The sequence below is a fragment of the Companilactobacillus crustorum JCM 15951 genome, assembly GCF_001434585.1.
Classification (GTDB): domain Bacteria; phylum Bacillota; class Bacilli; order Lactobacillales; family Lactobacillaceae; genus Companilactobacillus; species Companilactobacillus crustorum.
The window spans coordinates 35,462-58,115 of the sequence record NZ_AZDB01000001.1 but is presented as its reverse complement, the minus strand read 5'-3'; the positions used below and the strand labels follow the sequence as shown (position 1 = coordinate 58,115).

The following is a 22,654-nucleotide window of genomic DNA, read 5'->3' as shown; positions in this document are numbered from 1 at the left end:
TCCACTTCTGTTTTAATACTCTGATGAAGTAAGGAGGCAATTTAATGAGTAATATTTATCTTCGTCAGGCAACTCCTGACGATTTGCCAAGAATTATCGATATTATTGATGGTGCTAAGAAAACCTTACGGGACCGTGGCGTTGAACAATGGCAGCAAGGATATCCTAATGAAGAAATTTTAAAACAGGATATTCAAGAAGATATAAGCTATGTCTTAGTTCTTAACGGTACGGTTGTAGGAACTGCTGCTCTACAACAAGGTTATGACAAAAACTATCAAGAAATGAACTCTGGTTCATGGGACAGCGATTCTGATGTAACCTATTCAATTATTCATCGTATTGCGATAGAAGCTGACCATCAAGGCGAGCATCTTAGTTCAGCTCTGATTCAACAATTGTTTACAATGTCTAATTATTTAGGATATCGTGATGTTAGAATTGATACGCATCCCGATAATTTGGTAATGCAACATATTATAATTAGTAATGGATTTGAGGAAAAAGGCACTATAACAATGGATGAAGACGATGGTGTCAGATTGGCTTATCAAATTCTTTTGAAATAAGCATTGAAAGATTATTTTCACTATTTTTGATATATAATTGAAGCATAATTAACCATCGTTAAGGTGGTTTTTTTAATATATTTGTATTCACAGTATCGGATATTAGGAGAACAGTAAATTGAAATTTAATAATATTGCAAGAAAGGTGCTATCACCAAGACCTTCAGAGTTTATTTCAACTCAAACTGATAATTTCTTGAGAAGATTAAAGCCTAGACCGTTTGTTATTGATTATATTGAGGGCGTATACAAGAATAATGTTTTGCCCAATGTCAATGATGATACAGTTACAATTTCTGTTCTAACTGATACTCATGCGAAGGCTGTTGTCAGTGCTTCCTATTATGGGATCAACGGCATGCGGCATATCATTGAGGCCAATAAAGTCAGCGATGACGTTGGAGTAGACCTCAATGTCCATTTAGGCGATCTAATGGATGGCAGCGATAAACCAGAGATTAGCCGTGGTATTTTACAATTTGCTGTTGAGAATTATCAAAAGAGCAAACCGCCATTCTTTATTCTTGAGGGTAATCATGACGAGAATGACAAGTACGATGAGCATCGCTTCTTTAAAACTGCTTCATTTCATAGAGATGATTATGATTCAATAGTAACGAAACCTGATTTTGAACAACCTGAAATTCTACGTTTAAATCCTGTTTCTAAAATTGGCTGGTATGATAAAGGCGATATTCGTATTATTTTTATTGATACCAGTGACATTCCTTACATTTTAAGCAATGGTTCGAAAAAGTATGACTTCAAGAAAGTTAGAGGAGTCAGAGAACAGCAATTAGAAGATTTAACTACTATTCTAGAAAATACAGTTGATAAGCACGTTGTTGTAATGGGACATGCTAATATTGTTAGTCCTAGTGGAAGAAGTGCTTTAAACTTTAATGGTGATTTAGTACAGCAGTTGTTAGTCGCTTTCAATAACAAGGATGTTGGTCAGTTAAAAAATGAATTGACTGGAGATTTTGGAGTTAATATTTGCTATAACTTCTCATCTACAGGCATTTCTAAGGTAACAACTTATATTTGTGGTCATATGCATTATGAAAAAAACTACAAAGTTTCTGAAATTAATCATATAATATTAAATTGTTCAGCCCTTATGGGTAAGAAACATGGATTAACGACCGACTATAACAAGAAGTGGGATAGGCGATATAATGAGGTCTCTGAATTAGCAGGGTATTTTATTAATATTGACTCAAGAAAACTACGCTTGCAGATTTTTGGTTACGGAGCCGCAACAAGGTATGTAAGTTTTGAAATATAAGGGAGAATTATTTTATGTGTGGAATCGTCGGATTCGTAGATAAAAACATTGCAGACAAGAAGCCTGTAATTGAAGCTATGATGGAAACAATCAAACACCGTGGACCAAACAGTTCCGGTGAACTTGTCGATGGAGATACTGCTTTAGGATTCCGTCGTTTGAGTATCATTGATATTAACAGTGGTATGCAACCAATTTATAACGAAGATAAATCAAAGGCCATTATTTTTAATGGTGAAATTTATAATTATCAAGATGTTAGAAAAGACTTAAAAGCAGCAGGACATATTTTCAGTACTGAAACTGATACTGAAGTTTTGCTTCATGGTTTTGAAGAATGGGGTATCGAAGGTTTATTGAAACAAATTCGTGGAATGTTTGCCTTCGTTATCTATGATTTGAAGACTGGCGATATTACTGGTGCCAGAGATTTCTTTGGTATTAAGCCATTGTATTATTACAACCGTGAAGGTACATTTATTTTCGGTTCAGAAATCAAATCTTTCTTGAAAGAGCCTAACTTCAAAAAGGAATTAAACAAAGCCGCTTTGAAGCCATATTTGACTTTCCAATATTCAGCTATGAATGAGACTTTCTTTAAGAATGTATTCAGAATTCCTGAAGGCCATTACTTTACATTTAAAAATGGCAAGTTAAGCATCAAGAAATATTGGGATATGAAGTTCAAAGAAAATCACTTGTCATTTGAAGAAACCGTTAAGATAATTGACGAATCTTTACGTGATTCAGTTAAAGAACACGAAATTAGTGATGTGCCAGTTGGTTCATTATTGTCAAGTGGTGTTGATTCAAGTTATGTTACAGCTATTTTGAAACCACAACATACTTATTCAATTGACTTTGATACAAGTACTTACGAAGAAGGAACTGCAGCTAAACTATTAGCTGACAAGTTAGGCTTGGAAAATACTCGTGGAATCGTAACTAAGGAAGAAGCCGTTAAGTCACTTCCTTTGATCCAATGGTATATGGATGAACCTGATGCTAATCCTTCATGTGTGCCACTTTACTTCTTAACGAAGTTGGCTAGTCGTGATGTAACAGTTATCCTTTCAGGTGAAGGTGCTGATGAATTGTTTGCTGGCTATGCTAACTACGGTTTCCATTCTCATTCCAAAGCAGTTCGTGTAATTGCTGAAGATTTGAAGAAATTGCCTAAGGGCGTTAAGTATAAGTTAGCTCATGGACTAAAGAAGATGCCTAATTTCCCAGGAAGACTGCACTTGTATGAATCAACTGCTAAAGCAGAAGAGTTCTTTATTGGACAAGCTAAAATCTTTACTGAAAAAGAAGCAGCCGATTTGGTTAAACCAGAATTTGAAAAATCACGTTCAGTAAAAGATATTGTTATGAGAAGTTATAACAAAGTTAGCGATTATGATGATGAAGTTAAGAAGATGCAATATCTTGATTTCCATCAATTTATGACTAACGATATCTTACTTAAAGCCGATCGTATGAGTATGGCTAACTCAATGGAACTACGTGTGCCATTCCTAGATAAGGAAGTTGCCAAAGTAGCTTCAGGAGTACCCACTAAATATCTTTTGAACAGTAAAGACAGCAAGTATGCACTTCGTGTTGCTGCTGAACGTGCTCTTCCAGAAGAATGGGCTAAACGTGAAAAACTTGGTTTCCCAGTTCCTATTCGTGATTGGATCAGAACTAAAGAAGTTTATGAAGATTTCCGTAAGCTATTTGCTTCAGACTTTGCAGCTGAATTCTTCGATCAAGATGCAATTTTGAAGATGCTTGATGGCTGCTACAAGGGTGAAAACGATGATCGTCGTAAAGTTTGGGCAATTTATACCTTCTTGATTTGGTATAAAGTCTTCTTTATCGAAAATGGTAAGAAACCAGACGTTGATCCTCAAGTAGTTATTCCAGAAACAGAAAAAGCTTAAAGTAATGCCGTCTTCCACAACAAAGATAATTGTTGTATGATTTTTGATTTTAAATATTTAAATACGAAAGAGCTGATGACATTTATTATTAGCTCTTTTTTTGTGGTTTTAAAGTATGCCGCGTTCCACAAAAATCACAATTTTGCTGGAACGCTGTAGACATGACATTGAGCCCTGCGGTCTCCAAGTTTGGTCTTGTACTAATTGGGAAACCCACTAACTACAATTTTGCAGCTGAGCCAATTGCGATTTTTGCTCCAGACTAGTGTAATTGTTGTATGGTTTTAAATTAATAAATTGAATCATTTTAGTAAGTTTAAAGCTAATGAATACCAACCAATATACTAATCTGGAGCGGAGCTAGGATGATCTAAGTCATGAGATTATTCTTAGTCGGCGATTTTTGCCGGCCTAGAATAAGACTCGATTTGGAAACGATTTGAATTTCAATTGGTTTCAAACGACGTCCATGGCGTTCCAAACCATTCCTAGCGTAGTGGAAGATGACATTTTTAAACAACAAAATAATCAATAAAGTTAAGATTACATAAAAATATCACTAAAAATAATCGTATCTAAATTCATTCTGGTATAGTATATTTGTTATTTTCTAATTTGAAAGTGATTTCAGGGGAAATCATTTTAGAACCTAGGGGGAAGATATATGGATACAAGTAAGGTTACAGACATGAGCCAAATGTTTTTAAACTGTCATTCACTTAAAGAGCTTGATCTTTCAGATTTTAAGACTAATCAAGTGGAAAATATGTCACATATGTTTGCCGGATGCAGTGGCTTACAGACACTTGATATAACTAAATTTGATACTAGTAAAGTAACTGATATGAGTGGAATGTTTGCCGGCTGTGAAACTTTAGAAGAACTTGATCTATCTAACTTCGATACGAAAAAAGTTAAAACTATGTCAAATATGTTTGAATCATCTAGTGCTTTGAAGTCTTTAAAATTAGGTGAAAAATTTGTGGTGCCCGCTAAACCAAAAGAAGATCTTAAATTGGCTGATCATATGTGGGTCAGTGTCGGCAAAGGAACAAGGAATAATCCTAAACCATCTGATAAAAAGGGAATTACCTCTGAAGAACTATTGTCACAGTCTAATAGGGGAAATTGGGTAGTTAGACCAGATAAAGAGTATCATGGTCCTTCAACAGTTCAAATCAACTCTAATTTGACTGAAAACTTGGTCGTCAATGTTCCTGAAGAAATTAAACCAGATTTTGTGGGCAGCACGTTTACAATTCCCGTTCCTCAAAAGGATGGCTACCATGCTGACAAGGAAAACGTGACAGTTATGGCCTTGGAGAACAAACTTTCTAGTACCGATGTTGTCAGTTATGTAGCTGATAAAAAACAGTCAGCACCTAAGAAAGAAATATCCGATAAAGACGAAGGGACTATCACAGAATTTAATAAATATGTGACAGTTCATCCTGATTTGAAGTTTGCTCAATTGTATGATGCTAATGGAATGAAAATTGATAGCCAAATATTGGATAAAAATTATACTTGGTTCAGCAATCGTCAAAAGGATCTTGATGGTCAAATTTACTACCGTACACCAAGCAATGCTTGGGTTAAAGCAAGTGATGTCTATGAATGTACTAATAGTAAGAACTTAGTTAAAACTAGAGATGCTATTATTACTGAATTGGTAAATAGTCATGCTCAAACGATTGTTAATCGTGGATTGGGTGCTTTTAGTACTTGGAAGACTACCAATGTTGCAATATTGAATAATCATAAATATTACCAAATAAGTCCTAATGAATTTGTAGATTCCGACAAAGTGGACTTAGTTAAGGCCTAAAAAATTAATGTCAATTCAATAAGAATTGGCGTTTTTTTTAGAAATACATTTAATTTTGAAATCTTTTAGAGCGTTATGGCGTTACCATAATTAAAAAAATACTCAGCAAGTTGAGTCTGGTAATGATCGTTTAAATAACTTGATATTAAGGCATTTCTTTGCCATAAATTAAGAAAATAATAAGCCTCTACAATTAAATGTCACGGCTGTACTCGTTGTGATAAATTGAATATGGTATAATTTTGGTTGAAATGTGTGAAAAATTAAAAATAGAATTAATATAGTAAGAGGTTGATCCCTATCGAAACTGAATCAGGAAAAAAATTCACGCCTATATTATTAGGTAGTGATATGAATGTTTACGGAATGGCCCGGGCTTTCCATGAACTTTATGGGGGCACTGTTAAAGCCTATGCCGATATTCAATTAGCACCTACTAGATATACAAAAATCTTAGACTTGACTCTTCACCAAGGATTTTCAGAAGATCCTGTTTTTATTGAAAAAATGCGTGAAATTGCTAAAAGTTATCAAAACCATGATGAACCAGTTATTTTAATTGGTTGTGGGGATGGTTATGCCGAACTTATTAGTAAGCATAAGGAAGAACTATCTAAGACATTTGTTTGTCCATATGTTGATTATGACTTATTAAAATCATTGAATAATAAAGAAAGTTTCTATCATGTTGCTGACGAACATGGTTTGCCACATCCATTGACTAAAATTATTACAAAAGACATGTATGAAAATAATAAAGATATGGATGTACCATTTGATTTTCCAGTTGCCTTGAAACCTGCTAATAGTGTTGAATGGTTGGATATTCATTTTGAAGGTCGTAAAAAGGCTTTCACAATTCACTCAAAAGATGAATATATGAGTATCGTTGGAAAAATTTATGACAATGGATACAAGTCTGATTTAATTTTACAAGACTTTATTCCAGGCGATGACTCTAATATGCGTGTTTTGAATGCATATGTTGATCAAGATCACCATGTCAAAATGATGTGTTTAGGTCATCCAATTTTGGAAGATCCTACACCACAATCAATTGGTAATTACGTAGCTATTATCCCTGAATTTAATCAAGATGTTTATGACCGTGTTCAAAAATTCCTTGAGGATATTGAATTTACTGGTTATGCCAATTTTGATATGAAATATGATTCACGTGATAAGACTTTCAAGTTCTTTGAAATCAACTTACGCCAAGGTAGAAGTAGCTTCTTTGTAACATTGAATGGTTATAATTTGGCTAAATATGTGGTTGAAGATTACGTAGATGGTAGTCTTGAGAACGAACCAACAGTTTATGCTAACAAGAACAAAGCTCAACATAAGTTGTGGCTAGGTGTTCCGGTTAAAGTCTTCAAAAAGTATGCTGCTAAGAACGATGCAACAGACTATGCCAATGAATTGATCAAACAAGATCGTGTTGGAACAACTGTATTCTATGACAAAGACCGTTCCTTCAGACGTTGGTTATTGTTGACATACATGTTCCATAATTATGTAAAGAGATTTGATAAGTACTTCCAAGAGAACAAAGGACGCGATTTTAAGTAATTTAGGAGGATTTTACCGATGGACGAAATAAAGAATTACAAAGTTGAAAAAGTGGACTATTCCAAGATTTTGATCTGTGTAGATTCAGACGATTTTGTGTCATCAAAAAATGCTTTTAATTATGCCTGCTCGTTGGCAAGACATCACGATGCTGAACTAGGAATTGTATCTGTCTTGGAGACTGGAGATTTAAATATCTTTCAGTCGCTTGATCCTGAAGTTTTAAAAGAACGTCGTTCAGAAATTAAAAAGCTTTTGGGCTTGTATGGTCAAAAGGCTGAAGAGTTTGGAGTTAAAGATGTTCATTTAATGGTTACTGAAGGAGCACCAGGTACGACCATCGTTGAAAAAGTTATTCCAAGTTTTCAACCTGATTTAGTGATTGTTGGAGTTGAAGAAAAGAATCGTACTCGTAATACGATCGGTTCACAGGCAGCTAAGATTGTTAACAACGCTCGTTGTTCAGTTAGCGTTATTAGATAACTAAGATAAATATATAAATGAGGGCCCATAAGGTCATTTATTGAGGGAAAACCTGTTATATAGGTTTTTCCTTTTTTATTACGGATTTAATTGAGATTTTTTTCCAAAGTTATATTTACTGAATTTTACGAAAATTTTCCTATACAGGATGATAATCTCTAATTAACAAAAAGTTGATAATTATTCTAATAAAATATAAAGAGTGATATAGTAGTCACTAAAACTAATGGCGGTGAATGATATTGTTTATGAGTAAAATTGTCGGTGGCACAGGAGACATGATTGATGCTAAACCCGCTGACTATAAAGATAATTTGTATTTAGCCGTAAATGGTGCTTGGCAAGAAAAAGCTGAAATTCCAGCAGATAAGTCACGTACTGGCGGTTTCATGGATTTGGACGAAGGCGTTGAAAAAACACTTATGAAAGACTTCCATGAATTTGCAAATAACGAGAATGAAATTAACGATGATTTAATGTTGCAAGCAGTTAAACTTTATCGTTTGGCTAACAACGTTGATCATTTAAGCAAATTCCATCAGCAACCTATTTTGAAAGATATTCAACGTATCAGCGACTTAGAAACCTTGCAGGACTTGAGCGATAATTTAGCTCAACTATCTAAAGATGGTTTTGCTTTGCCAATTGATATCGGAATTGAAGCTGATATGAAAGATACAGCTAAGAATGTTGTTTATGTTCAAGGCGCTGGTTTAATTTTGCCTGATAAATCTTATTATGATGAAAAGAATGAATCAGGTAAGAAATTATTGGCTAAATATGCTGAAGTTGCTGGCCGCTTGCTGTCAATGATCGGCTATAAGTTGGATAATGCCAAGGATATTGTTGAAAAGGCTCTAGCTTTTGATAAATCATTGGTTCCAATTGTTAAGAGTTCTGAAGAATGGGCTGATTACACTAAAGTCTATAATCCAATGAAATTCAGTGAATTTATTACTAAATCAGATAGTTTAGATTTGAAGAGTTTAGTAGTTGACTTAATTAATGACACGCCTGATCAAGTTATCATTGAAGAACCAAGATATTTGAAGAATCTCAATCAATTAGTTAATGAAGATACCTTTGAAAATATCAAGGCATGGATCATGGTTAAGTTTATTACAGGCAATGCTTCAATTCTTGATGAAGAATTCCGTCAAACAATTGGCGAATATCGTTTAGCTCTTAGTGGTGCTAAGGAACTTCAAAATAGAACTAAGTATGCTTATAACTTTGCAGCAGGTATTTTTAGTCAAGTTATTGGTACATATTATGGTAAAAAGTATTTTGGCGAAAAGGCTAAAGAAGATGTCCGTAGCATGGTCAAAAAGATGATCTCTATTTACGAACAACGTCTTTCTCAAAATACTTGGCTAAGTGAAGATACTAAGAAAAAAGCAATTGTTAAATTGGATAAAATTGTCATTAAAGTTGGTTACCCCGACAAAATTGATGATATTTACAGTAAATTTGAAATTAATGAGAATGATTCATTGTATGACAATGTTTCCCGTATTAAAAAGATCATTACTCAAGATGCCTTGGACCAATATCATAAGCCAGTTGATCGAACAAAATGGCTTATGCCAGGACATATGGTTAACGCTTGTTATGATCCATCAAGAAATGACATTACTTTCCCAGCCGCTATTTTACAAGCACCATTTTATAGTTTGAAACAAACAAGCAGTGAAAACTTTGGTGGTATCGGTGCAGTTATTGCGCATGAAATTTCGCATGCCTTTGATAATAACGGAGCTCAATTTGATGAGTACGGTAATATGAACGACTGGTGGACTAAGGAAGACTATGCTAAGTTCAAGCAATTGACTCAAAAGATGATTGATGAATTTGATGGAATTCCATATGCTGGCAGTAAGGTAAATGGTACTTTAGTTGTCAGTGAGAACGTAGCTGATGTTGGTGGACTTCGTTGTGCTTTAGAAGCTGCTAAACAAGAAAACGACTTCGATGTAAAGAAGTTCTTTATTAACTGGGCTAGAGTTTGGAGAAATAAGTCAACTAAGCAATTGACAGAAATGTTCCTCTCGATTGATGTTCATTCACCAGCTCCATTGCGTGCTAATGTAATGGCTCAAAATATGGATGAATTCTACGATGCCTTTGATGTTACAGAAAAAGATGGCATGTGGCTTGATCCTGATAAGAGAGTTAATATCTGGTAAAAAATAAATAAATAATCCTCAATGACGAGTGTGCACTAAAATTTAAAAGTCGTTGAGGATTATTTTTGTGGAGAGTGGAATAAAAATGAAGATTAATAAAATTATCGGTGGAGCGGGTGATTTGGCAATTGCCACCGAACCGACTGATTATAAAGATAATTTATATTTAGCTGTTAATGGAACTTGGCAGAGCAAAGCTAAGATACCAGCTGATAAATCCAGTGCTGGGGCCTCAGATGAATTGGATTTAATGATTGAAAAACAATTAATGCAGGATTTTTCTAACTTTGCTCAAAATGAAAAGAATGTAAATAGTGATGAGCTTTTGCAAGCGGTGAAATTATATAGAGTAGCTTTGCAAAATCATTCTGCAACAACAGATTTTTTGAAGGATTTGAAAAAAATAGAGAATCTTAAATCATTGGCTGATCTTAGTCAGAATCTAGCTGATTTTGATAAAAATGATTATTCTTTACCTATTTCTATCTATGTTGATGCCGATATGAAGGATACTACAAAAAATGTCGTATATATTCAGGGGGCTGACCTGATTTTACCGGACAAATCATACTATGAGGCTGATAATGAATCAGGTAAAAAACTACTCCTAAAATATGCTGAAGTAGCAAAAGAATTACTTAATAAATTAGGATATAGTCAAGAGCTGAGCCCCAAAATAGTTAAAGAGGCTTTGGTTTTTGATAAGTCTCTGATACCAATCGTGAAAAATGCTGAAGAATGGGCTGATTATACTAAAATTTATAATCCATTGTCATTTGAAGAATTTGGACAAAAGAGTGTAAATTTAGATTTGAAGACTTTGGTAACCGCACAAATTCAAGCTACTCCTCAAAAAGTAATTGTAGAAGAACCCCGATATTTAAATAATCTTTCTAAAATAGTTAATAATGAAACCTTTGAAAGTATTAAGGCTTGGATGTTAATTCGATATCTGATGGATAATGCTGAATATATCAGTGAAGATTTTCGACAAATATTCGGCGAATATAAGTTAGCCTTGAGTGGGGCAGCAAAGCTACCTGATCGGACTAAGTTTAGTTATCATTTGGCAGAAAAAATGTTTAGTGAAGTCGTAGGAATTTACTATGGTCGAAAGTATTTTGGTGAGAAGGCTCAAGCCGATGTAAGAGCCATGATTGAAAAAATGATTGCAATCTATGAGCAACGTTTGCAAGATAACGATTGGTTAAGTGAAGCTACCAAAAAACAAGCAATTGTAAAATTACAAAAAATTGTTTTAAAGGTTGGTTATCCCCAAAAAGCAGAAGCCATTTATAAAAAATTGATTATTGATGAAGATCAAAGTTTATATAGTAATTTGGTTAATTTAAATCGTCTTATTATTGCTGATTCATTGGCCGAATACCATCGACCAGTTGATCGCTCCAAGTGGTTAATGCCAGGTCACATGGTCAATGCTTGTTACGATCCATCTAGAAATGATATTACTTTTCCAGCAGCAATTTTGCAGTCGCCATTTTATAGTTTGCAGCAGACCAGCAGTGAAAATTATGGAGGAATTGGAGCAACAATTGCCCATGAAATTTCACATGCCTTTGATAATAATGGAGCTCAATTCGATGAGTTAGGAAATATGCATGATTGGTGGACAAAATCGGATTATGCAAAATTTAAAAAATTGACGCAGCAGATGATTGATCAATTCAATGGTATTAAGTATGCCGGTGGCAAAGTTAATGGAAAATTAGTGGTCAGTGAAAATATTGCTGATGTTGGAGGAATGCGTTGTGCAATTGAAGCCGCAAAATTAGAATCAGATTACGATGCTAAGCAGTTTTTTATCCAGTGGGCTAAATCATGGCGTTTTAAAGCGACCGAAGAATATAATGAAGACCTATTGGCAACAGACGTTCATGCGCCACAACCTTTGCGAGCTAACGTTATTTCTCAAGATATGACCGAGTTTTTCAAAGCTTTTAATGTGCAGCCAGGCGATGGTATGTGGTTAGAAAATGACAAAAGAATTAATATTTGGTAAATTATACCTTCGATAAAAATTAAGCAATAAAAGGCACAATATTCATAATACGAATATTGTGCCTTTTGTTACACGTTTAAAGACAATAATCTGGAACGGAGCTAGGATGGCCTCAGTAGTCATAATTAATATATTAAATAAGAATCATTGAATTGGACTTATTATTTTTAAAATAATTTTGAGTTTTATATCTTAATGATGTATCCGGTTTCCTCTATAATAGTTATTAATGAGGAAGGGTGAAAACAGATGGCATATATTGAAGTTAGAAATGAATCAAAACGTTATCAAATGGGAGATACCACAATTTTTGCAAACAACAATCTTTCGTTTGATGTTGAACAAGGAAAATTAACTGTCATTTTGGGACCGAGTGGTGCTGGCAAATCGACTGTTTTAAATATTTTAGGCGGTATGGATACACCTAGTGATGGACAAGTAATTATTGACGGAACTGATATTGCACAATTCAATGAACGACAATTAACAACTTATCGCCGAAATGACGTTGGTTTTATCTTTCAATTTTATAATTTGATTCCCAACTTGACGACAAAGGAAAATGTAGAGCTGGCTTCAGCTATCGTTAAGGATGCTTTAGATGCCACGAATACTTTGCGAGCAGTCGGGTTAGGTAATCGTATTGATAATTTTCCATCGCAACTATCTGGTGGTGAGCAACAGAGAGTTGCTATTGCTAGAGCCTTGGCTAAAAATCCTAAGCTGCTTTTATGTGATGAACCGACAGGTGCCTTAGATTATGAAACTGGGAAACAAGTACTTACTTTGTTGCAGAACGCAAGTCATCTTAATAATAAAACCGTCATTATTATTACCCATAATTCGGCTTTGGCTAATATGGCTGATCGAGTGATTCGGATTCACGATGCCCAAATTCAATCGATTGTCGACAATCCTTATCCAATACCGGTTCAGGATATTGAATGGTAGGTGAATAAAGATGAATCCATTGACGAAAAATATGCTTCAGGATATAAAAAAATCTAAAGGGCGCTTTATCGCAATTATTTTGATAATTATGCTAGGCGTTTTGATTTTTGTTGGAGTTAAAGCAGCTGGTCCTAGTTTGAATGATTCTTTGAATAAAACGGTAGCAGATAAAAACCTTTCTGATATTCAGGTGCTATCAACAACAGGATTTGATAAAGAAGATATTAAATTAGCTCGAAAAGTTCCTGGAGCTCAGGTTGAAACTACAAAATTGAAGTATGTTATAGGTGGTAAAGATAAAGTGGCAATAGCACTTTATGGATATAACTCCGCTGCTAAGCAAAATCGCTTAATTATGCGCAGTGGTCGGCTGCCTAAAAATAACAATGAAATTGTTTTGGATAAAAATGCTAGATCGAAGTATGACTATAAATTAGGACAAACTTTCAAATTTGCTAACAATTCAAATTTAAAACAGAAGTCTTATAAAATTGTAGGTTTTGCAGATTCGCCACAATATATTGATAATCAATCGCGTGGGGCAACTAATATTGCTGATGGTCAAGTACAGCTGTTTGCTTACATACCTCAAAAGCAATTGAATTTGTCAGTAGGAACAGTTTTGAATTTGCATTTTAATCATTAAGAAATAAAAATACTTTTAGCAAATCTTACAAGCAGGCTGTAAACAAAAAGGTAAGTTTGCTGAAGAAAGCTTTTAAAAATCGAGCCGATCAAAGAACTACAGAACTAATCGATAAGAAGATTGCTCCTCAGCAGTCTTTAATAGATCAAGCTCGACAGGCTGATCCTCAAGCCGCTGCACAGCAGCAGACGAAGTTAAATGCTTTTAGGACTAAAGCTTTGAAACAAGCTCAAACGACTTATACTTGGCAAACTAGGAAGGATCTGCCAGGATTTTCAGCTTATGGCGAAAGTTCAGATCGAATTGCTGCGATTGCTAATGTTTTTCCGGTTTTCTTTTTCTTGATTGCCGCTTTGATTACCTTTACAACCATTACTAGAATGGTTGAAGAAGCTAGAAGTGAAATAGGAACATTTAAAGCTCTCGGCTATACTAAATGGGAAATCTCCCGAAATTATTACTATTATGCAATTTCGGCTGGAGTTATTGGAGCGTTATTAGGTGCTATCATTGGTAATGAAACTTTGCCACGAATTGTTTTAGCACTTTATAAGCAATATATTGCCTTAGATTGGGTTGTTGGTTTGCAGTGGATAGTAATCCTTATTGCGTTAATTTTTGCATTAATAGCAACTTTAGGAGCAGCAATTATTGTTATCAGAAAAGAATTAGTTGAAGGACCAGCCGCTTTAATGCGTCCTAAGTCTCCTAAATCAGCTAAGAAAATTCTACTGGAACGAATCAAGCCACTATGGAATCATTTGAGCTTTAACAGTAAAGTTAGTTATCGAAACTTATTCCGTTTTAAATCACGAATGTTTATGACTATTATCGGTATTGCTGGTGGTACGGCCTTGATTTTAACTGGATTTGGAATTCAAAATTCCATAGCAGCAAGTGGTAATCGTCAATATTCAGAAATTTTTGATTATCAAGCGGTAGTAAAATTAAATCAATCGGCTGATTTTACTAAAGTTAAGAATGTTTTAAATAACAATGATCAGTATCAAAATAGTACTGCTATCAATTCTTCTACTGCTAAATTGATAAAAGGTAAAAATCAAGTTAATGATGTTAATATTTATACCCCAAAGTCGGTGCAAAACTTTGCTAAATATGTTCATTTAGGTTTTAATTTGAACAAGAAACAAGTGGTCTTGTCTAAAAAGATTGCCCAGCTGTTAGACGTTAAAACGGGGGATTCAATAAGATTGACGATGACAGATGGCAAGAAAACTAAATTAAAAGTCAGTGCTATTTCACAGAATTTTATCGGTCATTTCGTATATTTGAGTCCAGAAATGTATCAACAAAAATTTGGTAAGTCTCCCAAAGCTAATACGTTGTTATTGCATCTGAAAGAACAGACGAAGTCGCAGCGTAAGAAATTAGCTAATCAATTGTTAAAATCTGGAGCGGTAATGGGGACCAGCTATACGCACGACGTTTTAAGTACTGTTTCAAAAATGTCTTCATCTTTGAAACCAATTGTTTTGATTTTTATATTGCTTTCAGGTGTCTTATCATTTGTGGTTCTCTATAATTTAACTAATATCAATGTTTCTGAAAGAATTCGTGAATTATCGACGATAAAAGTTTTAGGATTTTATAATAATGAAGTTACCATGTATATTGTGAGAGAAAATATTATTTTGACAATTGTTGGAATCGTTGTTGGCTATGGCGTGGGGAATCTATTAACAGCCTATATTTTGAATCAAGCTGCAACGGAACAGGTTATTTTCCCACTTACTATTAGCTGGTTCGGTTATTTAGTTGCTACGTTATTAATGATAGTTTTCACAGCAATTGTTATGTTAGTTACACATAAAAAACTGCAACATATAGATATGATTGGTGCTTTAAAATCTAATGAATGATTGAAGGTAGAATTTATGAGTTTAGAAAACGATAAAGTTCTTGTCATCGGGGGAACTTCTGGATTTGGTAAGGAAGTTGCTATTATGGCACAGCATAAAAAAGCTGAGGTCTATGTTATTGGACGAGATCAGGATCGAGTTAATAAATTAAGATACGATGATAATATTCAAGGCAGTTCGTTAGATGCTCAAGATGAGGGACAAATAAAACGATTCTTTGCAAAGTATGGTTCATTCGATCATGTTGTTTCAATGCTGGGTGGTGCTATGGGTGGAGGTTTCTTGGAAAGCCCTGTAGCAGATATTCGAAAGGCTATTGAAGATAAGTTTTTTGCTAATTTACAGTTAGTCCAGATAGCTAGTAAACATTTGAAACAAAATGGCTCAATTATTTTAACCTCTGGTTCAGGAGGACACCCTTATGATGCCTCTGGAGCTATTATTGGCAATCAAGCCATTAATACCATGGTTCAAGGCGTCGCAGTAGAGTTAGCACCAGATTATCGGATCAATGCTGTTTCGCCTACATGGACCCCAACTGGTTTGTGGAGAAGTATGAATTCTAAACAGCTGGCGGAACAAAAAAGCAATGTTTCCGAAAATGTGCCTTTAGGACGAGTTGCTAAATTGGATGAAGTTGCTTCAGCCTATATTTATTTGATGGAGAATGATTTTATTACAGGTCAAGTCTTACGCGTTGACGGTGGTGTCGATTTATAAATGATGTTACAATTAGAGTCAACTTTAAGTAGAAGGTGAAATAATGCCAGTAGAAATAGAAAAAAGATATCGAATCGGTGATTTTGCCGAAATGGTTGGTTTAAATAGTCCTACACTTCGTTATTATGAAAAAGAAGGTCTCATTAAACCACATCGAACTGAAAATGGCGTTCGTTATTATACGGAACAAGATGCTAAATGGGTAAGATTCTTACTACATCTGAAAAGCACCGGAATGACTATTGAGCAATTGAAACGCTATGTTAAATTACGTGCGGAAGGCGATTCAACCATCAATCAACGGATTGAGTTATTGGAAGAGGTCCGTCGTAATTTTGAAGTTGAATTTCAACAGTTAGAAGATAGCTGGACTGTTTTGAATGATAAGTTAGATTGGTATAAAGGCAAAGAGAGTGGCAATGTTGAAGATAATGAGCAATTTTCAGATTATCTAAAAAATATGAATCATGGTTATTTAGAAGAAAGATAGCTGCTACTTAGATATTTAAGAAAAAAATTTATAAACAGAAATCAGAGCGGAACATATTTTGTTCCGCTTTTTTGCTGCAAAATTAGCAAATATAAGAGTTATGTCTTAGAAACAATTGTTTCTCAAAAAATTATTGAATCTTTTTTTATATTCTTCTTGACTTAAAGTCGACTTTAAGTTGTTTAATGTATTTATCGAAGCAAGGAGGAATTGATTATGGCAAAGAAACAAACAGCAGGACAAGATATGTTAGGAGATTTTGCTCCACAATTTGCAAAATTAAATGATGACGTATTATTTGGAGAAGTTTGGAGCAAAGAATCTGAACTTTCTGCACATGATCGTTCTTTAATTACAATTGCTAGCATTATTTCAGCTGGTAATATTGAACAACTAGATGCACATTTAAAAATTGGTAAGCAAAATGGAATCACTAAAGATGAAATTGTAGCTGAAATTACTCACTTAGCGTTTTATGCTGGCTGGCCTAAGGCTTGGAGTGCTTTCAACCGCGCTAAAGAAATTTGGAAATAATAAAGGAGTTTGAAAAAATGGCTAAAAATGAAGAATTAAAAACAAATGGAGTTTTCCCTGTTGGCGATAAAAATGATGCATACGCTCAATATTTTATTGGTCAAAGTTATCTAAAAGGAATGGTAAGTCCAGAAGACAATATTGATTTTGGTGTTGGTAATGTTACTTTTGAACCAGGTTGTCGCAATAATTGGCACATTCATCATGACGGTTATCAAATTCTTTTAGTTACTGGCGGCGAAGGCTGGTATCAAGAATGGGGTAAACCCGCTCAATTGCTTAAACAAGGCGATGTAGTTGTAATTAAAGAAGGCGTTAAGCATTGGCATGGAGCAACTAAGGACAGTTGGTTCAGCCATGTGGCTATAACTAAAGGCAAATCAGAATGGCTTGAACCTGTATCTGATGAAGATTACGCCAAGCTATAAAATTAAAGGAGAATTATATGATTAAAGATAAGGTTATTGTTATTACTGGTGCTTCAAGTGGTATTGGTGAAGCTACAGCAAAATTATTAGCTAAGAATGGTGCTAAGGTTGTTTTAGGTGCTCGTCGTGAGAATCGTTTGCAAGAAATTGTAAATGATATTGAAAATGCTGGCGGACAAGCTGCTTACAAAGTAACTGATGTGAGGGATGCAAAGGAAGTTGCTGACTTAGTTTCTTTAGCAAAATCTGAATTCGGTGGTTTAGATGTTATTTTTAATAATGCAGGAATCATGCCTAATTCACCAATCAGTGCTCTACATACTAAAGAGTGGAATGATATGATCGATATTAATATCAAGGGTGTTTTGAATGGCGTTGCTGCTGTTATGCCTGATTTTGTTAAAAACAAACAAGGTCATATCATTACAACATCATCAGTTGCCGGTATTAAGAGTTTTGCTGGTTCTGGCGTTTATGGAGCCACAAAATTTGCAGTTCGTAATTTGATGGAAGTTATTCGTATGGAAAGTGCTCAAGAAGGCACTAATATTCGAACAACTACGCTTTATCCAGCTGCTATTAATACAGAATTGTTGCATACTATTACTGATAGCAACACTAAAAAGAATATGGATGCCTTTTACAAACAGGTAGGAATTTCTCCTGAAGCAATTGCACGTGTAGTTAATTTTGCCGTCGATCAACCAGAAGATGTTAATGTAAATGAATTTACAATTTATCCTACTAAACAGATGTAATTTTTCAGTTCATAAGCGTTCAACTAATAATCAACAATTGATTATTGGCTGAACGTTTTTTTTGTAAATCAACATAAGATTTACATAAATTTTACAATAAATAGGTTGGATATATACAATTAAATTTCATACTGTAACCATGAATTAATTGGAGGGATTAGATAATGGCTACAGTTTTGACCAATATTTCTAAACAATATGATTCGGAAAAAACAGTGTTGAGTGATGTTAATGCTGAAATCCAGACAGGAGAATTTTTTGTAATTGTTGGTCCATCTGGCTGTGGTAAAAGTACCTTGTTACGAATGATCGCAGGGTTAACATCAATTACTGATGGAGAAATAAGTATCAATGACAAGGTCGTTAATGATATGGCTCCTAAAGACCGTAATTTAACAATGGTTTTCCAAAGCTATGCTTTATTTCCGTTTTTAAGTGTTTGGGACAATGTCGCATTCGGTCTGAAAGCTAGAAAAAATACTTCTCAAGCTGATATTGAGACTCGTGTTAATGATGCTTTAAAAATGGTTAGTCTAGAGGACTTGAAGGACAGAAAACCTCGAGAACTTTCTGGTGGTCAAAGACAGCGTGTGGCTTTAGCTCGAGCAGTAGCCAGCGATGCCAAGATTTGTTTAATGGATGAACCTCTATCTAATTTAGATGCTCAATTAAGAATCAAAATGCGTCAAGAAATTTATGCTTTGCAGAGAAAGTTAGGCCTAACTTTAATTTACGTTACCCATGATCAAGTGGAAGCAATGACTATGGCCGATCATATTATGGTTTTGCATGATTCGAAGGTTCAACAAATTGGAACGCCAGCAGAAATTTATAAGAGTCCGGCCAACGAATTTGTAGCTAGCTTCTTCGGAGTTCCGCCAATCAATATTTTGCCTGCTATTAGTACCGAAGAGGGTATCGTTAATGCAAACGATGATTTCACATTGAAGATTAACCAACAAGTCTCTGTTGAAAACTTTCAAGTCGGAATTCGTCCTAATGAATTATTAATTGAAGAAGCTGACGAATTAACTGCCAATGCATCAGTTAAAACAATTGAATTTTTAGGTGATGAAAAAATTGTTTATGCTAAGATGGCTCACAATGATGTTGAAATTGCAGCCATTGTAGACAGTAATTCTCAATTTAAACCGTATGATAACATCAAGGTTTCTGCTAAAAATAATGTATTAATCTTCAATAGTGATGGCGTTAATATTACCAAGAATTCGGAGGATATGGTCAATGCTTAAAACTTCGACGACAGACGCTGTTTCGGAGAAGCAGGTACAAACGACACAACGCCATGGATTTCAACTTAATGCTAAAGATAAATATTACGCTTCAATATTTTTAGGACCATCGCTATTGATTTTAGGATTATTCGTATTTTATCCAATGTTTAAAACCCTTTATATCAGTACATTTTTAACTAATACATTGGGCAAAACCACTGTCTATGTTGGGTTAGAAAATTATGTCAGATTAATTGCATCCCCAGATTTTATTTCTAGTCTCTGGGTAACCTTTGTCTATGTGGTTGCTGTGACGCTTCTGACGATTGCATTAGGACTACTATTAGCCAACCTAGCGAGTCAAAAGTTGCCGGGGATTGGTATTTTTAGAACGTTATATTCCTTAACAATGGGAGTATCAGTAGCTGTAGCTGCTATTTTCTGGCTTTTCATTTTTAATCCTTCGACAGGATTCTTCGTACTTTTAAGCAACTGGCTAAATTTACCAGTTGTAAATTGGCTGACTAGTCCTGCGAATGCAATGTGGGCAGTTATTATTACCACTGTTTGGATGCATTTAGGATTTACTTTCTTGATTTTACTAGGAGCTATTCAATCAGTTCCAAATACTCTTTATGAGGCAGCTGATGTTGAGGGCGCTTCGGCTAGATTCCAGTTCTTTCACATTACTATTCCAATGATCTCGCCGACTTTGTTCTTTGTATCGACAATTACGATTATTGATGCTTTTAAGAGTTTTGGTCTAATTGATTTGATTACTAAAGGTGGTCCAACTAATGCCACTAATATGCTAGTTTATCGAATTTATAAAGATGCTTTTTATAGTGGAAATTATGCTAAATCAAGTGCTGAAGCTATTATCCTAACTATCATTATTGCTTTCTTTACATTATTACAATTTAAATTTTTAGAGAAACGGGTGAATTACTAATGGCTGAGTTTGATGAACGTGCAGTTTTAAAAAAGGTTTTTAGTTATATTCTGTTAATTTTACTGGCCATTATTATTTTGGCACCGTTCTTTATTGGAATTTGGACAAGTTTTTTACCAACTATGGATATTGCTAAGGGAAATTTCTTCAGTACAAAAATCTCATTGGATAACTATGTTGCGGCTTTTACTAAAACGCCTATTTTAAGGTATTTAGTCAATACTTTGGTTATTTCGACGATTACTATGATTGCTCAATTAATTTTTTGTTCAATGAGTGCATATGCTTTTGTTTTTTTGAAATTTAGATTTAGAAAGACAATTTTTACGTTATTTTTAATTACGATGATGTTGCCCTTTGAAGCAGAGATCATCCCTAATTTTGCGACAGTTAAACAAATGGGATTGCTTGATAATTATGCAGTTATGATTATTCCTTTTTTAACGTCAGCTTTTGGAACCTTTATGTTGCGTCAAGCATTTATGCAAACTCCAAGCGAATTAAAAGAAGCATCTGATATTGAAGGCTTGAATCATTTCCAATTTTATTGGAATATTGTTTTGCCATACAACAAGATCGGCATGATTACATTAGGTGCATATAGTTTTCTTGGCTCATGGAATCAATATCTTTGGCCTATGCTAACAACTTTCAGTAATAATTCACGAGTTATTCAAAATGGTTTAAAGCAATTGCAATCTGAAGAAACCTTTAATGATTGGGGAATGATCCAAGCTAGTGCAGCCATTATTGTCATTCCTACCATTATTGTGTTATTTATCGGTCAACATTACTTTAAGTCAGGGATGAACGAGGGGGCTGTTAAATAATGTCTAAATATAAAAAAATTATTCTGCCGGTAGTTATTTTATTAGGGGTTATATTCGCTGCCCTGTTTAGTAGAGCTGTTTCAGCACAGTCAACGACTAAAGATAATCGTATTCCAATTGTATTTTGGCACGAAATGGGTGGTCCTTCTGAACAAGCGTTAGAAAAAGTTGTAGATGGATTTAATAAATCACAGACTAAATATAGAGTTATTCCAAAGTATCAAGGTACTTATGATGAAGCAATTCAAAAGATTTTACAGACTCATAATACAAGTACTTCATCAGCTGTCTTCCAAGCGTTTGATATTTCTACCGCTCAAATGTTGCATAGCGGATATACAACGCCGGTACAGAATTTCATCGATGAAGATAACTATGATGTCAGTAAAATATCTTCCGTAGCGCGTGCTTTTTATGCAAATAAGGGTAAGCAACAAGCTATGCCTTTTAATACATCGCAGCCAGTTTTGTACTACAATGCTAGCTTACTAAAGAAATATAATATTACTCCACCTCCAGTTTCACCTTCATATAGTGATATTACTCGGGTAGCTAAAGAACTTTATGAAAAATCTGGTCACAAGACTAAAGGAATGACAATCCAAGTTTACGGTTGGTTTTTAGAACAAGCTTTAGCTAATGCTAATGCTCAACTAGCTAATCAAAATGATGGACATACTGGCAATCCTACTAAAGTAAAAATAAATAACCCTGATACAGTTGAGTTTTTAAATTGGATCAAAGAAAACATTAAATCAGGTGATTTTATTGATTATGGTTCTGGAGCCAGTGCAGGTGCTAATCAAACCGCTGGTTTCTTATCTGATAAAGTAGGAATTTTTATTCAATCATCTGCTAGTATTGGTCAGTTAACTCAAAATAATAAAAATGAATTAGGAATTACTTATTTCCCTCATCCTGACAGTAAGAAAGCCAATGGTGTTGCAATTGGTGGAGCAGCTCTTTGGATTTCTAACGACAAGCCTAAGGATGTTCAACGTGGAGCATTTGAATTTATTAAATATACTTTGAAACCAGAAGTTCAAGCTCAATGGCAAAAATCAACAGGATATTTAGCTTTAAATAAGGATTCTCAGAAAACAAGTATTTTAAAAGAGCTTTATGCAAAGAATCCTGAGGCTAAGGTTCCTGGTCAACAATTAGCTACAGCCAAACCAAACTATTCTAATTCCGGTATTTTGATGGAGGGGATGCAATTAACCCGTCAACTAGAAGAGGTAGCTATGGAAACTGTTTATAATGGTGGCGATATTAATCAGGCTCTGAATACAGCTGATAAAAATATCAACGATAATTTAACACAGTTGAATAAGGCTAATGGCTACAAATGATTTTTCA

Annotated in this window: 19 protein-coding genes and 1 pseudogene; all 20 read left to right on the top strand. The window is 34.5% G+C overall.

The window, feature by feature from the left end:
- Positions 1–44: 44 nt before the first annotated feature.
- The 20 genes and pseudogenes from FD26_RS00240 (at position 45) to FD26_RS00150 (ending at position 22,647) form a co-directional block, all read left to right on the top strand.
- Positions 45–569, top strand: a complete 525-nt coding sequence (locus FD26_RS00240) for a GNAT family N-acetyltransferase (RefSeq protein WP_057866443.1) — start codon at positions 45–47, stop codon at positions 567–569.
- 118 nt (positions 570–687) lie between these two features.
- A complete protein-coding gene (locus FD26_RS00235) occupies positions 688–1,857 on the top strand; it encodes a metallophosphoesterase family protein (RefSeq protein WP_057866442.1) in 1,170 nt (389 codons plus the stop codon).
- A gap of 14 nt (positions 1,858–1,871) precedes the next feature.
- Positions 1,872–3,782 carry an asparagine synthase (glutamine-hydrolyzing) gene (gene asnB, locus FD26_RS00230; protein WP_057866441.1) on the top strand — a complete coding sequence of 637 codons (1,911 nt, stop codon included), beginning with the start codon at positions 1,872–1,874 and terminating at the stop codon, positions 3,780–3,782.
- A gap of 664 nt (positions 3,783–4,446) precedes the next feature.
- Positions 4,447–5,610, top strand: coding sequence for a BspA family leucine-rich repeat surface protein (locus FD26_RS00225; protein ID WP_057866440.1), 1,164 nt, complete (start codon positions 4,447–4,449; stop codon positions 5,608–5,610).
- Positions 5,611–5,961: 351 nt separating this feature from the next.
- Entirely contained in the window at positions 5,962–7,182 is a 1,221-nt protein-coding gene (locus tag FD26_RS00220; protein WP_057866517.1) for a carboxylate--amine ligase, read from the top strand.
- 18 nt (positions 7,183–7,200) lie between these two features.
- The gene (locus FD26_RS00215) at positions 7,201–7,665 is read left to right on the top strand and encodes a universal stress protein (protein WP_057866439.1); all 465 of its coding nucleotides are present in this window, start codon (positions 7,201–7,203) and stop codon (positions 7,663–7,665) included.
- Positions 7,666–7,913: 248 nt separating this feature from the next.
- A complete protein-coding gene (locus FD26_RS00210; protein ID WP_103429328.1) occupies positions 7,914–9,851 on the top strand; it encodes a M13 family metallopeptidase in 1,938 nt (645 codons plus the stop codon).
- Positions 9,852–9,936: 85 nt separating this feature from the next.
- Positions 9,937–11,871: a M13 family metallopeptidase gene (locus FD26_RS00205; RefSeq protein ID WP_057866438.1), complete on the top strand. Its 1,935-nt coding sequence runs from the start codon at positions 9,937–9,939 to the stop codon at positions 11,869–11,871.
- A 249-nt stretch (positions 11,872–12,120) separates the two neighbouring features.
- Positions 12,121–12,822: an ABC transporter ATP-binding protein gene (locus FD26_RS00200; protein WP_057866437.1), complete on the top strand. Its 702-nt coding sequence runs from the start codon at positions 12,121–12,123 to the stop codon at positions 12,820–12,822.
- A 10-nt stretch (positions 12,823–12,832) separates the two neighbouring features.
- A pseudogene (locus FD26_RS00195) lies at positions 12,833–15,348 on the top strand (ABC transporter permease).
- A gap of 15 nt (positions 15,349–15,363) precedes the next feature.
- Positions 15,364–16,068 (top strand): SDR family oxidoreductase, encoded by a 705-nt coding sequence (locus FD26_RS00190; RefSeq protein WP_057866436.1) that lies wholly within the window; start codon positions 15,364–15,366, stop codon positions 16,066–16,068.
- 43 nt (positions 16,069–16,111) lie between these two features.
- On the top strand, positions 16,112–16,558 hold the full coding sequence (locus FD26_RS00185; protein ID WP_057866435.1) for a MerR family transcriptional regulator: 447 nt from the start codon (positions 16,112–16,114) through the stop codon (positions 16,556–16,558).
- Positions 16,559–16,743: 185 nt separating this feature from the next.
- On the top strand, positions 16,744–16,845 hold the full coding sequence (locus FD26_RS11425; RefSeq protein ID WP_418235937.1) for a hypothetical protein: 102 nt from the start codon (positions 16,744–16,746) through the stop codon (positions 16,843–16,845).
- Complete coding sequence (locus FD26_RS00180; protein ID WP_418235947.1) at positions 16,805–17,092, top strand: carboxymuconolactone decarboxylase family protein; 288 nt, start codon at positions 16,805–16,807, stop codon at positions 17,090–17,092. Before FD26_RS11425 ends, FD26_RS00180 begins: the two co-directional genes overlap by 41 nt.
- A 17-nt stretch (positions 17,093–17,109) precedes the next feature.
- Positions 17,110–17,520, top strand: coding sequence for a cupin domain-containing protein (locus FD26_RS00175; protein WP_057866433.1), 411 nt, complete (start codon positions 17,110–17,112; stop codon positions 17,518–17,520).
- A gap of 17 nt (positions 17,521–17,537) precedes the next feature.
- Positions 17,538–18,278: an SDR family oxidoreductase gene (locus FD26_RS00170; RefSeq protein WP_057866432.1), complete on the top strand. Its 741-nt coding sequence runs from the start codon at positions 17,538–17,540 to the stop codon at positions 18,276–18,278.
- Between the two features lie 164 nt (positions 18,279–18,442).
- Positions 18,443–19,531: an ABC transporter ATP-binding protein gene (locus tag FD26_RS00165; RefSeq protein ID WP_057866431.1), complete on the top strand. Its 1,089-nt coding sequence runs from the start codon at positions 18,443–18,445 to the stop codon at positions 19,529–19,531.
- Positions 19,524–20,465, top strand: coding sequence for a carbohydrate ABC transporter permease (locus FD26_RS00160; RefSeq protein WP_082596199.1), 942 nt, complete (start codon positions 19,524–19,526; stop codon positions 20,463–20,465). The genes FD26_RS00165 and FD26_RS00160 overlap by 8 nt, the downstream gene beginning before the upstream one ends.
- Positions 20,465–21,295, top strand: a complete 831-nt coding sequence (locus FD26_RS00155) for a carbohydrate ABC transporter permease (RefSeq protein ID WP_057866429.1) — start codon at positions 20,465–20,467, stop codon at positions 21,293–21,295. The genes FD26_RS00160 and FD26_RS00155 overlap by 1 nt, the downstream gene beginning before the upstream one ends.
- On the top strand, positions 21,295–22,647 hold the full coding sequence (locus tag FD26_RS00150; RefSeq protein ID WP_057866428.1) for an ABC transporter substrate-binding protein: 1,353 nt from the start codon (positions 21,295–21,297) through the stop codon (positions 22,645–22,647). Before FD26_RS00155 ends, FD26_RS00150 begins: the two co-directional genes overlap by 1 nt.
- Positions 22,648–22,654: the final 7 nt, after the last annotated feature.

Bases quoted from the DNA above. Each gene is read 5' to 3' on its own strand.
- FD26_RS00190 (WP_057866436.1), top strand. From the start codon at position 15,364: ATGAGTTTAGAAAACGATAAAGTTCTTGTCATCGGGGGAACTTCTGGA.
- FD26_RS00160 (WP_082596199.1), top strand. From the start codon at position 19,524: ATGCTTAAAACTTCGACGACAGACGCTGTTTCGGAGAAGCAGGTACAA.
- FD26_RS00150 (WP_057866428.1), top strand. From the start codon at position 21,295: ATGTCTAAATATAAAAAAATTATTCTGCCGGTAGTTATTTTATTAGGG.
- FD26_RS00215 (WP_057866439.1), top strand. From the start codon at position 7,201: ATGGACGAAATAAAGAATTACAAAGTTGAAAAAGTGGACTATTCCAAG.
- FD26_RS00205 (WP_057866438.1), top strand. From the start codon at position 9,937: ATGAAGATTAATAAAATTATCGGTGGAGCGGGTGATTTGGCAATTGCC.
- FD26_RS00185 (WP_057866435.1), top strand. From the start codon at position 16,112: ATGCCAGTAGAAATAGAAAAAAGATATCGAATCGGTGATTTTGCCGAA.
- FD26_RS00175 (WP_057866433.1), top strand. From the start codon at position 17,110: ATGGCTAAAAATGAAGAATTAAAAACAAATGGAGTTTTCCCTGTTGGC.
- FD26_RS00170 (WP_057866432.1), top strand. From the start codon at position 17,538: ATGATTAAAGATAAGGTTATTGTTATTACTGGTGCTTCAAGTGGTATT.
- FD26_RS00155 (WP_057866429.1), top strand. From the start codon at position 20,465: ATGGCTGAGTTTGATGAACGTGCAGTTTTAAAAAAGGTTTTTAGTTAT.
- FD26_RS00210 (WP_103429328.1), top strand. From the start codon at position 7,914: ATGAGTAAAATTGTCGGTGGCACAGGAGACATGATTGATGCTAAACCC.
- asnB (WP_057866441.1), top strand. From the start codon at position 1,872: ATGTGTGGAATCGTCGGATTCGTAGATAAAAACATTGCAGACAAGAAG.
- FD26_RS00165 (WP_057866431.1), top strand. From the start codon at position 18,443: ATGGCTACAGTTTTGACCAATATTTCTAAACAATATGATTCGGAAAAA.
- FD26_RS00225 (WP_057866440.1), top strand. From the start codon at position 4,447: ATGGATACAAGTAAGGTTACAGACATGAGCCAAATGTTTTTAAACTGT.
- FD26_RS11425 (WP_418235937.1), top strand. From the start codon at position 16,744: ATGTATTTATCGAAGCAAGGAGGAATTGATTATGGCAAAGAAACAAAC.
- FD26_RS00200 (WP_057866437.1), top strand. From the start codon at position 12,121: ATGGCATATATTGAAGTTAGAAATGAATCAAAACGTTATCAAATGGGA.
- FD26_RS00180 (WP_418235947.1), top strand. From the start codon at position 16,805: ATGTTAGGAGATTTTGCTCCACAATTTGCAAAATTAAATGATGACGTA.
- FD26_RS00220 (WP_057866517.1), top strand. From the start codon at position 5,962: ATGAATGTTTACGGAATGGCCCGGGCTTTCCATGAACTTTATGGGGGC.
- FD26_RS00240 (WP_057866443.1), top strand. From the start codon at position 45: ATGAGTAATATTTATCTTCGTCAGGCAACTCCTGACGATTTGCCAAGA.